Here is a 14,155-nt window from a genome sequence, read left to right as displayed (position 1 = left end):
TAACCTGGTTTTGTCGTGCTTTGTCGTGAGAGTTTCAGGAACTGGGCAAGGCTTGGATCTAGTAGCCTGAGGCTTCGCACGTCTCAAGTGAAATGAGAGATAAGATAGCGAAGAGTTTCTGCGAACTGATTTCTCGCTAAACTGATTCCTCGCCAACTATCAGTGGCAGACGTTCAGTGGCAGACGTTTATCTACAGACGTTTATCTACGTTTACCTCGTTTATCTATAAGCTGCTTACCAGCAAACGTTCATCTACAGACTTCAGCCTTACTGTAAATCCTACTGGGAAGTCAGTAAACTTTTTGTCAGGGGTTCTGGGAAATTCCGTAAAATTCCCATCAAGAAAATTGAGACTCTGCCCCCTGTGCAGCTATCCGCCCGCGCCAAGGGCGATCGCCCCCAATCCCAAACACGACACCAGCGTTGTGAACAGCGCCCGATAGACCCAGCGCACGGATTCTGCACAGTGCTGCTGCAAAAGCGGCTGGATGCGGTAGAAGGCGATCGCCCCCAGGGCTGTGCCCACCAGACCCACCAGCGCAGCGGCGATCGCACGAGTCGAGGCTCCCTGAAAGACGAGCAGCGGCCCAAACAGCAGCACCCAACTCAGCACAATGTGTCGCACTACCTGCCACTGATGGCGACGACTCCAGTAGCGGACAGGCGACAGGCCCGCCACACAAATCACCGCCAGATTCACCGCAAAGGCGAGCGTATAGGGATAAATCAGTTGCGGCCGGTCAAAGGTCTGCGCCAGAAATAGCCACACCAGCCCCGCCGCCGCCACACTCAGCACGGCGTAGACATTGTGAATGCGCGTCCAAGCGTTTGAATCGTTCTCCATAGGCTGCCAGATCATGACGGCTTTTTCGGCGGGGCTGAGGGGCTGTTGTGCGGTGGGACGGTAGATCAGCAGGGGATAACACAGCACCAGCGTCAATGGAGCCAGCAGCCAGGGCCAGCCGCCAACCGACCAGCAAAAATAGCCCACCAGCGCCGCTCCTAGCAGCGCCCCATCGTTGAGTGTCGTGTGGCTGCGCCATAGCCAGAGAAACCCGATCAGTGCGCCCAACACGACCAGTCGCGCCACCAGGGCGGACGTATCCATTGCCAGGTGGGTTTGCAACAGCAAAAAGCTGCCCAGCGGAATGAACAGATTGTCGAGTCCCTGCCAGGCGATCGCCTCGATCAGCATCACCAGTAGCCCCAAGATTGTGGCAATCAGCAGCGATTCGGGTCGCCCTGCCTCGCTAAACAGCAGCAGCGGCACATGCACACTAAAAAACGTTGCCATGAAGAAGCTGAGCGATCCTTCGGTGCTTTTGTAGCCCTCGGTGGCAACGTAGCGCATCTGTCCGTAGCGCGTACCCACCAGCGCCGCCGCCGCGTCTGCCAGCGCCAAGATTAAAATCGGAATGACATAGAGCAACGGCTGGCCCGGCGTGAGGGCAAACAAAATCACCACCGACAGCGGAAAATAGACCTCGCCGAGCGATCGCCGCCCTACGCCCCCCAGCACCGACCCTAACCCCTGCGCCAGCGGTCGATAGAGCCGCAAGGTCATCAGCCAGGCGATCGCCAGTCCGCCCAACACCGCCACCTGCCAGACCGACTCAAAGAGCCAGGGAAACGTCAGCGTCACCATCCCCATCGGAATGTGCAGCAGCTTCCGCACCAGTTCTGGATTGGGTCGCGCCGTCCGCTGCCAGTGCCGCAGCACCAGCATCAGCCCACCGAGAATAAGTAAAATCAGGGGAATATTAAACCAGGAGTTCATGCGGGAAAAGGCAACGTCAGGGACTTGCCTCGATCATCGCATTTCTCTGGGATGACTGGAAATGGCATCACTGTCCGAGCGGGCTTGCGGCTGCGGGGCGGCTCTGTCGGCGAGGAATTTGGATGATAAACTCCGTGCCTTCATTCAGTTTGGAGCGGCATAAAAGCTGACCATGATGCTGGTCGGCAACAATCTGGTAGCTAATTGATAGTCCTAACCCCACGCCCTGGCCAACGGGCTTGGTCGTAAAGAACGGGTTAAACAACCGGGGGCGATCGCCCTCCGCTATCCCGATGCCATTGTCAATCACATGGATTGCTACTGAATCGCCCGTTTGACGGGTTTTTAGCGTGATTTTTGGCGCTGGCTTCGGCTCCGCTGCCTGGCGATATCGCTCCTGCACTGCATCAATGGCGTTGGCCAGCAGGTTCATAAACACTTGATTTAACTTACCCGGATAACATTCGACCAAGGGCAGCGGCTCAAAATCTTTGACAATTTCAATTTCGGGCAGGTCGCCACAGGCCTTGAGCCGATGTTGCAGAATCATCAGGGTGCTTTCTAAGCCCTCATGCAGGTCTGCATCTTTGAAGTCTGCTTCGTCGAGGCGTGAAAAAGTGCGGAGCGATCGCACGATATCGCTAATCCGCTTGGTGCCCATCTGCATAGATTGCAGCACCTTAGCTACATCCTGCTGCAAAAACTCCAGATCGATCTCCTCCAGCAGCGCCTGAATACCAAGAGTTGGGATGGGATAAGCGTCCTGATAGGCGGCGATGACCCGCAGAAGTTCCCGGACATAGGTCTGGGTGTAGTTCACGTTGCCATGCACAAAACCCACAGGATTGTTAATCTCGTGAGCAATCCCTGCGACCAACGTTCCCAGCGCCGACATCTTTTCAGCTTCAATCAGCTGAACCTGCGCCTGCTGCAACTGTGAGAGGGTCTGCTCCAGTTCTTCCCCGCGCCGCGCCAAAGAAGCCCTCGATGCCTCCAGTTCTGCAATCACATTCCGCATGAGGTTTTCAGAGCGATCCATATTGGCTTCAAGGATTTGGCGATCGCGCTCTGAGCGTTCCAGTTTCTTGCGAAGAATCCGGTTCTCCTTCTCTAGCGCCGCCAGCCGTTGCGCTGAAGTCGGTTCGGAACTCTCCTGACATTCAACAGACCGCAGGGGCGTGGCACTGATGCAATTCTGAGCCGATGCAACAGAGGGAACAGCAACAAGCTTTTGGGCTATATCCATCTAAGCGGTTCCTAGCAGCAGAGTAACGAACGTAGAGTGATGCGCCCGGGATGTAGCGCTTGGAGTCAGTGGAGCGATTTCGCCGTAGGTATAGAACCCAGCAGTGGCTGGCATCTGTGGCAGCGCTTCTTGAACCAGCTTGTATTCTTGCTGGGTCCGCAGGCCCAAGAGCGTATGACGCACACAGCAGGAAAACAAAAGCACGGCCTCGATGCGCTGTCCTGGATAGCTGGCCAAGGCCGCCTGCATAGAAGTGCGTGCGCCTTCGATAATTTCATCCCGGCTGCTTCGAGCAATTTGCACCTGGGCGTTTTGAGGCCAGAGGGGAATAGCCTGAATACTGCCTGTCTCTGAATCAAAGCCGATGGAAGCTCGAAGATAATAGCCGTCTGCGCCCTCTTCCCAAACGGCCAGGGGAAACTCGGTCGAGGGCAACAAATCATTCATGTAGCGCTGATAAAACTCTAGCGCTGGCCGGTGGTCAATTTCCTGGAGGAGATGACCATCAGCGCGGGTAATGGTTCCTCTTTCGCCCGTGGGTGTCCAGCCGTGGGCCACGCCATGACCCAGCTTCAGATCTCCAAAAAACAGCAGGATGGGAATCGCATCCGTCAACACTTCGGAGCCGTAGAACTGATAGGTTTTTTGAAACTGGCTTTGGTCGCCTGCGAAGCCGCCGAAGAGAGGAACCGAGTCGCCCAGCGCTTTTTGCAAATGAGCAACAACCAGGGGACTATCGTAGGTTAGGCTTTCAGGAAACGTGAGGCAGAGGGACGGAACCGCATCGGGAGAGAGATCGAGGCCGCTGCGGGCCTGGGCGATCGCCCGCTGAATCGCTGCTTCGGGATCTTGCGAGAGGTCGTAACCCACGCCTGCGCCGATGGCGAGAGTATCCGAGGCGATCGCCATCAGCACCACTGAGTCTTGCTGAAACGCTAGCTCAGACGACAGTTCACCATCAGTGGTGCAACCGACGACGACCATCTCTGGAAAAGACGCGCTCAGGGTTTCCAGAATCAGGCTGTGGTCAAAATCAAGCGCTGCAAACAGGATGCCGACTTGGGGCGATCGCCCCTGAAGCTTTGTCTGACACTGCTCAATCACGTCCTTTGCAGCCGCATACGCATCCGGATCGTCGCTATGGCCAATGGCAACCGTTAACACCACATTCTCCTTTGAAACTGACCAGCATTGCAGGCTGCACAAAGCCCATGCTGCCGGGAATCGGCCGGGAGCGCTAATCCTCAGCGACGCAGCAGTAAGGGCATCAGCCCGTGTAACTATTCAAATTATGAGTTTTGGCAAATGCTGATGACATCGGCAACAGGTCAGCCAGTTGGCGGAACTCCAAACAACTTAGCCAATTCCTTAAAAAACGCAGATTTGCATGAGTTTTTAACAGGTTTTTCGCGACAACTGCCTCTCACATGGTTTAGCCTGTGCAAGGAAGATTCCGTGCCTAACTTGTGCCTAACTGTTGCATTAGCGAGGTGAGCGATGAAACAACCCAACCGCACGGCAGCCCTGCTGCTGACCTGGCTCCTGGGCGGACAGATGCCAGGACTTGCGCTTGTGCCTGCAATTGCGGGGCGATCGCCCGAACTGATCGCTGCACCCCGCGTGGCCCGCTCGCCAGCAGAGCCGACGCTGGCAGATGCCGAACGGCTGTATGAGGAGGTGAATCGACTCTATGCCCAGGGGCGCTATGAGGCGGCGCTGGATCGAGCTAAGCAGGCGCTGCGGGTATTGGAACAGGTGTTGCCATCGACCAATCCCAATATTCCCCACGGATTTAACCAGGTGGCGATGCTGCTGAGTCTGCTGGATCGCCATGAAGAAGCCGAAAGCTATCACACCATTGCTCGCTTAATGACCCGTGGGGGCAAGGGCACGCCGATTGCGCCCGCTGCGATCGCCCAATTGGCCCAGGCTTTTCCTCAAAGCGTGGTTGGGCAACTCGATGTCCGCAGCTTGCAGGCAAATCGTCACGACTATCTGGAAGTGTTTGAGCCTGTGCTGTCCAGCGTGGCGCTCTCCCAATTGCCCCGGATGCCGCTGACGGGGGGCTATTTTAACCTCCACCAGTTCGATGGTGTGGCAGGGCAGACGGTGAAGTTGGCGGTCACGAGTGAGGATCTCGATGACTTAATCATTTTTGTGTTTAGCCGCCAGCAGGGGTTTATCGCCGCCGCCAGCGGTCGAGCAACTCAGATAGCGCTATCGCTCGAAGACGCGGGCCCTTATCAGGTGTCGGTGGGGTCTCGGACGGCGGGCCGCACGGGGCGCTATCGCCTGTGGTGGGGCAACGCCAGCGGCAGCGCGGCTACAAGCACCCTCACCTATCGGGGAGAACACAATCGGGTTCCCAGGGGCGAAGAATATTCATTAGATAGCCTCTATACCCTGGCAGCCCCAAGGCTAGAGGAGCAGATTGCGCGGTTGCGGGCTGAGAAGGGCGATCGCCATCCTGAGGTGGCCGAACCTCTCATCTCCCTGGCTACAAGTTATACCCTCCTGGGCCGCTGGGCCGACGCGGGCAGTGCCTATGCAGAAGCCCTAGAGATTCTGCGGGCCCAGCCTCACCCCAATCCCCAGCACCTAGCCCAAGCGCTCGACGGCATGGCTTCGATGGCTTACCAGCAGGGAGATTTGGAACGAGCCGCAGCCCTCTATCAAGAGGCGCTTTCCTTGGAACGGGCCAGGCTGGGGCAGACTGCACTGCTGAGTGGGGAGGAAGGCTTTGTAGCGCAGCGGGCGATCGCCGCGAGCTTACTGTCTCTGATTCAGGTCTACCAGGCTCAACGACGATACGACGAAGCAGAACCGCTGCTCATCGAGATGATTGACCTCGCCAGACGCTTCAGCCAACCGTCAGAACGGGCCATTTTCCTAGAGGCAGCGTCCACCCTCTATCGCACCCAGGGCCGCAATGCCGAGGCAGACGCTTTGGCTTTAGAAGCCTTTGAAGGCCAGCCGGCCGCGCCCAAAGAGCGTTCTCCCCGCGATCCAAACCTGCTCAATGGTCGAGCGCTGACATACCATAGCCAGGGGCGCTACGACGAGGCCGAGCACCTCTACCGTCAGGCCCTGGCCGCATCGGAGACTTGGTATAGCCGCGATTTGCAAGCCTTCCGAGCGCCCATTTTTTACAACCTTGCGGGTCTATACCAGGCCCAGGGAAAAATCCCGGCTGCGCTGGAGGTTTTGCAAGCGGGCATCGCCCTAGAGCAGCAAGAGTTTGATCGCCGCCTGGCCACGCTGAATGAAGTTGGACGACAGCGCTATGCAGCCTCGGTGGCCAATACGCTGAACCACGCAATTTCGCTGCATTTAAACACTGCGCCAGACGATCTGGATGCGGCTCAACTGGCGGCGACGATGCTGCTACGCCGCAAGGGGCGGGTGCTGGAGGCAGGCATCACCACCCTGGCGCTGCTGGAGCAGGCCCCCAACCCAGAAGATGAGCGGCTGCTGGCCGAGCTGGATCGGCGGCGGCGACAGATCGCAGAAATCACCTTTGCAGAACAGGGGTCTTCCTCGCAAGCGCAAGCCCAACTGAGGACGCTGCGGAGCCAAATCGATGAGATCGAAGCGGTGCTAGCCCGTCGCAGCGCGGCCCTGGCTGGGGATGCGCCGCTGGTGAACCTGGCAGACATTCAGGCCCGCCTGCCGACCGATGGCGCGTTGGTGGAGTATGTGCGCTACCGCCCCTTTGCCCCCCGCAATCCCCTGGGGCAAAAGCCAGCTAGCAACCTAAGTGACTGGAGCGACAGAGGGTTTGGTGACCCCCGCTATGCGGCCTACGTGCTGCTGCCGTCTGGGGAGGTGCGCTGGGCCGACCTGGGGGATGCAGCCGCCATTGAGGGGCAAATTCAGAGATTCCTGGAGTTTTTGCGCTGTGGCGAACGGCGGGCCACGCCCTGCTACGAGCCTGAACAGTTGCAACCCGTTGCCCAGGCGCTTTACCAGACCCTCTTTGCGCCCGTTCAGCCCCACTTGGGGAACGCCAGCCATGTGCTGCTCTCTCCCGACGGACAACTGAATCTGGTACCCTTTGCGGCGCTGGTGGACGGGCAAAATCGCTACCTGATTGAAACTTACACCCTGACCTACCTCACTAGCGGGCGCGACCTGCTGCGGCAACAACCCACGGCTCCCCCACAGCAGCCCCCGGTGGTGCTGGCGAATCCAGACTTCGACACGGCCGATGCCCAGGGCGTGATTCAGGTGGCCTCTGCCAGTCGTGGAGGAGCGCGATCGCCCGATATGGGCAGTCTGCGGTTTGGGCCGCTGGCGGGTAGCGCCCTGGAATTGGCAGCCATTCGTCCCTGGCTGGGGCAAAAGGCGGTGGTGCTGACCGAAGCCAGAGCCACAGAAAATGCCCTCAAGCAGGTGCAGGGGCCGAGCGTTTTGCACCTAGCCACCCACGGCTTCTTTTTGCCGGATGTCCCCATTTCCCCACCAGAAGCAGGGGTTGGAGCCTTTCCCCAGAGCGCCAATCGGGTCGAAAATCCGCTGCTGCGGTCGGGGCTGGCGCTGGCGGGCTTTAACCAGCGGGAGAGCGATGGCGAAGATGGCGTACTCACGGCCCTAGAGGTGGCCAGTCTGAACCTGCGGGGGACGCGCCTGGTGGTGCTGAGCGCCTGCGAAACCGGATTGGGGGATGTGGCCGATGGCGAAGGGGTTTACGGGTTGCGCCGAGCGTTTGTGCTGGCGGGGGCCGAAAGCCTGCTGATGAGCCTGTGGCAGGTGAGCGATCGCCGCACCGCTGACCTCATGCAGCAATATTATGAACACCTGGCCCAAGGAACCGGGCGCAGCGAGGCCCTGCGTCAGGTGCAGCTTGCGGCGCTGGAAAATCCAGCCCATCGCCATCCCTATTTTTGGGCCGCCTTTTTCCTCTCAGGACAGTGGAACTCTATGGAGCGGCTCTGAACATTGAATAGGTGTTGAGTCCAGAGAACTACTGTTCCAAAGATTCGGGCTGATCTCCCCCTAGGTCTCTACTGTGTACACACATCTCGAGGGTTTGCGTCAGGCGCTCAAGATCCCCCTAAATCCCCCTTGGTAAGGGGGACTTTCGGAGCGGCTCGGTTCCCTCCTTATTTAAGGGGGGTTAGGGGGGATCACAGCATCGCCACTCAGGCATAGAAGACTGGTATGGACACGGTAGCCTAGCCCCCTTTAAGGAGGAAGTTAGGGCAAAAGTCCACTATTTTAGTTTTCAAGCAGACGGATGGGATCTGAGGGGCTGGATTTCTGAGAACAAAGCCCACGCGCAGGGTCACGCTATGGTTTAGGCGGGGTCGCCTCTTCGATTGAAATGCTGCTGTTGATTCGATCACAGGATTCATGGATAACGTTTTCCGCTATTGGCAACTGGTGCGATTGACCAGCACTGGCCAGCCCCAACCGATAGAACTGCCTACCGTGAAGACCTGGCTAGAGGACACCTATGCTGATGCGTTGCTCGATTTGGAGGGGGCAGACCGCAGGCTGCAACAGGCGTTGTTGGGCGTATGGCAGGGGCAAGACAGCGGTCACGACCTAGCCCAGATGAGCCTGCGCTGCTGGATTTCCCACCAGATTCGCAATACCTGCGTCAGTTTGGCCCAGCGCTATGGCGATCGCCACGGGCTAGAAGCAGCCGATCTGTTTCCGCTGGTGCTGGATGACAATGGCCACGCCAAACCCACCTATCGCCCCCTCAGCCTGGAGATTCTCACCAGCTTTGACCCCGCCAAAGCCAGCCTGGGCACTTGGTGCAACTTGCTAACCAAGAGCCACCCAGCCCTAACGCGCCTGCTGCTGGAAAAGGGCATCTACCTGGCTAGCGACTGGGCCATTCTGAATGACAGCGAGGGGGAGCGGGTGCGGCGAATTTTGAGGGAGTATCACCTCTGGAGCGACTTTGAAATTGACCAGGCCGTAGAACTTCTGGCTCGCTATCAGGCGGTGTATCAGCGCGATCGCCTCCGCCAGCGACAGGCTGGACAAACCGGGCGCTGCCCCGAACCGACCCCCGCCCAACTCCAGGAAATGATGCCGTCCCTCAGCCCCAAAGCGGTCAAGGCCCAGCTCAAACACCTGGCCAGCCAACTGCGCCAGTACCGCATCCACGCCCGCAGCGGCAACCCCCAAATCTACCAGCCCCAGGACGACGGCGAGCTAGAGCGCCTGGGCGGATCTCAGACCCGTTTTGAGGCCGAAGACGACTCCAACACATTTCTCCGCCGCTATCGTCAGGCCCTCGACCAGTTGCTTGGGCAGACCATTGCGGAGGCGATCGCCGCCAATGTGTCTCGGTTGAGCCGCCGCACCCCGCCCCAGGATGGGCCCTATGTCCAGGGGCTACACTTGCGCCTCTGCGAGGGAGTTTCCATGACCCAAATTGCGCCCCGCATCGGGCTGACCTCTCAAGTGCAGGTCACACGGCTGCTGAATCTGAAGCGACTGCGGGCGGACGTGCGCCATCTCCTGATTCCCCAACTCACCGCAGCGGTGCGGCAGGAAGCAGCAGAGTTGGTATCTGCTGATCGCCTCCGAACCCTCGATGCCACCCTAGAAACCCTCCTGTCTGAGCAGGTAGACACCCTGATGGCAGATGCGGCCGCCGAGGCCCAGTCCCCCAAACCCCGCAAGGTCAAGAGTCGATTTGCCGCTCGCCTCTGCGCCAAAATCCACACCTTTCTGACAGGTCAAACCCCATGAACCCACGGATAATAGCCTCTATTCCCTTTGTCTCCATTCCCTTTGTCTCTATTCCCTCTCTGAGCCTGCACCCCATGCGCCATTCCACCGAACTCTCAGACTATGCGTTTGAACCGCTGCAACCGACAACGGTGGTGCTGCCCCCTGCTGCGGTAGACTGGGCGGTGCAGATTTGCCAGCAAGTGCCCCCAGAGCAGCAGTGGATGACGTTTTTGCGGGCGCTGGCGCTGCGGGGCGTACAGCAGTGGTTGGAGGACGGCGCTTCAGGCTTGACGCTGACCTACGACCCAGCCCAGCCGCCGGGTTCGGAGGTGCAGGGAACGGTCAACGGGTTTCGCCTCTGCATTGTGCCCCAGGGAACCCTCAGCGATGGCCAGGTGCCTCTTCCACAACGCACTCTAGAAAATGCCCACACCTTTGCTCATCTATATCTGCTGGTGGAGGTGCGCGAAGAGGCCGACCAGGTGACGATTCTGGGCGGTCTGCGGCGCGATCGCCTGCTGGCCCAGCAAGACGCGCTCCTTCGACACCCCAACGGCACATCCCTCATCCCCGTAGCCTGCTTCGACACGGCTCCTGAGGAAATTCTGCTCTACCTCAACTGCCTCAGCCCCGCCCAGTTGGAAACAGGGGGTCAACTGCCCCAAGCCGCTTCCCCAACCCAGGAAGCCATTAATGTGTGGCGCTGGCTGGGCGATCGCCTCGATACGCTGGCCAACACCGTGACCAGTACCCTGACCTGGGCGCTGCTGCCGCCGCTGGCGATGTCCCCCGCGCTGCGGTCGAGCCACGGCCCGGCGGAAACTCTGGCCACCGTGCTGCGTCAGCTCGAACCGGCTGGGGTGGTGATTCCCCCCACGGCTAGGGGAGCCTATACAGATTTGCAACGGGCGGGCGTGCCCCTGCGCCTTTGTGCCCTCACCTGGACGCATCTGGAAGGCTCCCAGCCAGAATGGTGTTTGTTGTTGGTGCTGGGGCCGACCCCCGGTGAGCAGATCTTGCCGGGGACGCGCCTGGTGGTGCGCGATGCCGAAACGATCCTGGCAGATAGCACCCTCTCTCCGGGTTCAGGCGCAAACCACCTCTATGCCCAGGTCTTTGGCACCTGGGAGGAAGCCTTCAGGGTTTCCGTTGCCCTGCCGGATGGAGCGACCCTGAGCTGGCCGCCCTTTGTGTTTCATCCTGAAGCGTGAGGGGGCAGCAATGGTCTATCGCCTCACTGTCCACAAAATCGACCAAAGCTGTCTGTTTGACCTGTCTTGGGGCGAGGGGCAGCGGCTCACCGCCAGTGTGGTCTTTCCAGAGGAACTGCTGTCGCTCTACGCAGCTTGGCAGCGGGCCTACCTGGGCTATTACAAGCAGGCATTGCGGGGGCGGGCAGGGGGCGCAGGGCAGGTGGTCGCCCCCGCGATCGACTGGCATAGCCAACTGGTGCAGGCAGAGGCGGGGCTGTTGTCGGAGTTTCACACCTGGCTGAAACAGGGCGATCTCTACGATTTGCGCCAAGAAGTCGTGGCGGCGGCCCAGGCTCAAGGGGTTGCGGAACTGTTTCTCACCTGCACGCCGCTGGATCTGGCTCGGCTGCCTTGGGAAACCTGGGAACTGGGTGCGCCAGTGCAAATCGTGCGATCGCCCGCCACGATCCGAGCCACCACAGCCCACCGACCCACCGGCCGACGCAGCAAGGCTAGGGTGCTGGCAATTTTGGGCGACGAAACGGGGCTGAACTTTAGCGGCGAACGACAGGCCCTCAATGCCCAGCGGCGACTCCTGGAGGTTCAATACCTGGGCTGGCAACCGGGAGAAGACCCCATTGCCTTGAAGCAGCGAGTGTGTGAGGCGATCGCCGATCCGCTGGGGTGGGACGTGCTGTTTTTTGCGGGCCACAGCAATGAGGCGGCCCTGGTGGGCGGACAAGTGGCGATCGCCCCCCAAACCACCCTCACCCTCAAAGACCTGACTCCCTATTTGCAAACCGCCCAGCAGCGGGGACTCCAGTTTGCCCTCTTCAACTCGTGCAGCGGCCTCGACATCGCCCAGGGGCTAATTAACCTCGGCCTCAGCCAGGTCGCCATCATGCGAGAGCCGATTCATAACGAAGTCGCCCAGGCGTTTTTGGTGCAACTGCTGCAACGGCTAACCCAGGGGCATAACGTGCAGGAGGCGCTGCACGGAGCCTGTCAGAGTCTCCGAGCCGAGCAAAGCCTCACCTATCCCTCGGCCTACCTGGTGCCGTCGCTGTTTCGCCACCCAACCTCCGTGCCCTATCGCCTGGAACCCCAGGGCTGGCGATCGCGGCTGCGGCGCTGGCGGCCCACCGGGCGCGAAGCCCGGATCGTCGCGGCCCTGGCGCTGGTGAGCCTGATCCCAACGCTGCCGCCGACGGAATTTCCAGTTTCGCCCCAGGCCTGGCTGCTGGATCGGCGGGTGCTGGCCCAGGCCGTTTATCGGGACCTCACTGGGCAACTGGGAGACGACGACCCATCCGCCGTGGTGCTGGTGCAGATCGATGGCGAAAGCTTCCGCCAGTGGGATATTTCCACCTACCACCCAATCAACCGGGCGATGGTGGCTGATATTGTCGCCGCGCTGGTCGATCGAGGTGCGGCCGTCGTGGGCATCGACTACCTGCTCGATCTGGCTCAGCCGGAACAGGATGAGCAACTGAACAGGGTTCTGACCGAGGCGATCGCCCAGCAGCAAACCTGGTTTGTGTTTGGCACGGTGCGACAGAACGGCCGCTGGCTGCCGCCCCATCCCAATGTTATCGATCCAGATCGCGTTCTGTTGGGAGATGCCTGGTTGCCCTGGCGACGGGTGCAGCCCTACCGCCCCCGCAGCGATCGCCCCGGCCCGTTTAGCCACCAGCTTGTCGTGGCCCAACGGCTCCGTCAACAGCGACGCACAGGGACGCTCTTCGGGCCACAGCCCACGCTCCAGGGGCCGCCCCTAGCCGACCAAGTTCGCCGCTACCCGCAGACCCACGAGCTGAATCTGTCCCCACGGGCTACGCTGCACCCGATCACCGAGTTGTCCTACGAAGCTTGGCAGCACTGGCTCCAGCCGATTCTTGATTTGTCCCTGCCGCCAGAGCGAGCGTTTACCGCCATCCCTGCCTGGTCGCTGCGTCAGGATGCAGCAGCGTCGCCCGACTTTAGGGACGCGATTGTGATCGTGGCCGCAGGGGGCTACGAAGCGGCCGGGCTGGCCCCCGATGGAGCCGACAACCTGGTGCCGCCGCCCGCCCTGCGCTATTGGCGAGATCGCACGCTGCACCCTGCCACCCACTTCACAGGTGGCGAAGCTCACGCCTACATGACCCACCACCACCTCGCCCATCGGCTGGTCATCCCCATCCCCGATCTGTGGATGATTCTGCTGGCGGCGGTGGGTGGCAAGGCCCTGAGTCTGTATTTGGGCGATCGCCCCTACTCGCGTCGCCTGGTTGCAGCCGGGCTGGTGGCTGCGACCGCTGGATACGGATTGCTGTCCCTGCAACTCTACATCAGCGCCGGGGTACTGCTGCCCTGGCTACTGCCATCCCTAGTGGTGTGGTGTTATAGTTTACCCAGACTACGGGAGAATACGGATGAACCTCGTTAAAACCCCAGTAATCCCCCTAAGCCTGTGGGTGGGACTATCCGCCCTGTCCCCATCCATCGCCCTGGCAAACCCCACCGACCCCTCCCAAGCAGATTCTCAAGGCGCTGGTTCCTGGCGGCGCTTTGTGGAATTTTTTCAGCGCGAGCGAGAAGATCGCAGCCGGGGCGAGCCGGGGCTATCCCGCGGCCCCGATGTCCCCCCCGATGCCCCCTTTTGCATTGTCACCCCTGGCCGGCGCGAAGTGGTCTGGCACCAGCAGCCGATGTTTGTCATGCAAGGGCAGGTGAATCGAATGCACCTACGGCCCGCCTGGAAAGACCTGACCCAGCCCGCGCCCGCCACGCTAGGAACCGATTCGGCAACCCCCAACGCTGGCGGCTTCGTGGCGACTCGCTTTGGCAATCTGGCGCTGGAACCTGGCGCTGAGTACGAGTGGCTCTTCTACGACACGCCCGCCGATGACCTGCTCTACCGTTTGCCCTTCTCCATCATGGCAGCCGGAAAAGAGCGAGATCAAATTGCCGCTGATCTGGCCCAGATGGAAACGGCGTTGGCGCAGCAGGGAGCCAATCGGGAGGCGATCGCCCAGGCCAAGGCCGCCTATTTTCTGGAAAAAGACATGCCCGCCGATGCGCTCCACGTCCTCTTTGCAGTTGCCAATCCCACGCCAGATTGGGTCGCCCTCCAGTCTGAGGCGATCGCGGCGATTTGCAGTTTTCCCCTGGGGCTATAGGCCATTACTGGGTGAATTAGTCGCTATTCGCCAGAACTAGAAAGAGCCAGTGTTAACTTGTTGACTAATTTTTTCAACCTGACA

The 14,155-nt window shown here is 60.1% G+C and carries 8 protein-coding genes; 5 read left to right on the top strand and 3 right to left on the bottom strand.

Going from position 1 to position 14,155, the window contains the following annotated elements:
• Window positions 1-371: 371 nt before the first annotated feature.
• From HNI00_RS13925 to HNI00_RS13915, 3 genes are all read right to left on the bottom strand, one after another.
• The gene (locus tag HNI00_RS13925) at window positions 372-1,778 is read right to left on the bottom strand and encodes a diacylglycerol/polyprenol kinase family protein (protein WP_316787126.1); all 1,407 of its coding nucleotides are present in this window, start codon (window positions 1,776-1,778) and stop codon (window positions 372-374) included.
• A gap of 67 nt (window positions 1,779-1,845) precedes the next feature.
• A complete protein-coding gene (locus tag HNI00_RS13920; RefSeq protein WP_316787124.1) occupies window positions 1,846-3,024 on the bottom strand; it encodes a sensor histidine kinase in 1,179 nt (392 codons plus the stop codon).
• Window positions 3,025-4,191 (bottom strand): FIST signal transduction protein, encoded by a 1,167-nt coding sequence (locus HNI00_RS13915; protein ID WP_316787122.1) that lies wholly within the window; start codon window positions 4,189-4,191, stop codon window positions 3,025-3,027.
• Between the two features lie 330 nt (window positions 4,192-4,521).
• On the opposite strand from HNI00_RS13915, the gene HNI00_RS13910 reads away from it, so the two are divergent.
• The 5 genes from HNI00_RS13910 to HNI00_RS13890 all read left to right on the top strand — a co-directional run bounded on the left by HNI00_RS13910 (window position 4,522) and on the right by HNI00_RS13890 (window position 14,071).
• Window positions 4,522-7,959, top strand: a complete 3,438-nt coding sequence (locus tag HNI00_RS13910; protein WP_316787120.1) for a CHAT domain-containing tetratricopeptide repeat protein — start codon at window positions 4,522-4,524, stop codon at window positions 7,957-7,959.
• Window positions 7,960-8,376: 417 nt separating this feature from the next.
• Window positions 8,377-9,735: a hypothetical protein gene (locus HNI00_RS13905; protein ID WP_316787118.1), complete on the top strand. Its 1,359-nt coding sequence runs from the start codon at window positions 8,377-8,379 to the stop codon at window positions 9,733-9,735.
• Window positions 9,732-10,928 (top strand): DUF1822 family protein, encoded by a 1,197-nt coding sequence (locus tag HNI00_RS13900; RefSeq protein WP_316787116.1) that lies wholly within the window; start codon window positions 9,732-9,734, stop codon window positions 10,926-10,928. Before HNI00_RS13905 ends, HNI00_RS13900 begins: the two co-directional genes overlap by 4 nt.
• 10 nt (window positions 10,929-10,938) lie before the next feature.
• Window positions 10,939-13,338 (top strand): CHASE2 domain-containing protein, encoded by a 2,400-nt coding sequence (locus HNI00_RS13895; RefSeq protein WP_316787114.1) that lies wholly within the window; start codon window positions 10,939-10,941, stop codon window positions 13,336-13,338.
• Window positions 13,325-14,071, top strand: coding sequence for a hypothetical protein (locus HNI00_RS13890; RefSeq protein WP_316787112.1), 747 nt, complete (start codon window positions 13,325-13,327; stop codon window positions 14,069-14,071). Before HNI00_RS13895 ends, HNI00_RS13890 begins: the two co-directional genes overlap by 14 nt.
• The last annotated feature ends 84 nt before the right edge of the window (window positions 14,072-14,155 follow it).

Origin of the sequence: Thermoleptolyngbya oregonensis NK1-22, from assembly GCF_032705245.1 — a bacterium.
Taxonomy (GTDB): Bacteria; Cyanobacteriota; Cyanobacteriia; order Elainellales; family Elainellaceae; genus Thermoleptolyngbya; species Thermoleptolyngbya sichuanensis.
Note: the sequence above shows the minus strand (reverse complement) of the source record. Positions and strands in the feature narration are given on the sequence as shown.

Bases quoted from the DNA above. Each gene is read 5' to 3' on its own strand.
- HNI00_RS13925 (WP_316787126.1), bottom strand. From the start codon at position 1,778: ATGAACTCCTGGTTTAATATTCCCCTGATTTTACTTATTCTCGGTGGG.
- HNI00_RS13920 (WP_316787124.1), bottom strand. From the start codon at position 3,024: ATGGATATAGCCCAAAAGCTTGTTGCTGTTCCCTCTGTTGCATCGGCT.
- HNI00_RS13910 (WP_316787120.1), top strand. From the start codon at position 4,522: ATGAAACAACCCAACCGCACGGCAGCCCTGCTGCTGACCTGGCTCCTG.
- HNI00_RS13905 (WP_316787118.1), top strand. From the start codon at position 8,377: ATGGATAACGTTTTCCGCTATTGGCAACTGGTGCGATTGACCAGCACT.
- HNI00_RS13900 (WP_316787116.1), top strand. From the start codon at position 9,732: ATGAACCCACGGATAATAGCCTCTATTCCCTTTGTCTCCATTCCCTTT.
- HNI00_RS13895 (WP_316787114.1), top strand. From the start codon at position 10,939: ATGGTCTATCGCCTCACTGTCCACAAAATCGACCAAAGCTGTCTGTTT.
- HNI00_RS13890 (WP_316787112.1), top strand. From the start codon at position 13,325: ATGAACCTCGTTAAAACCCCAGTAATCCCCCTAAGCCTGTGGGTGGGA.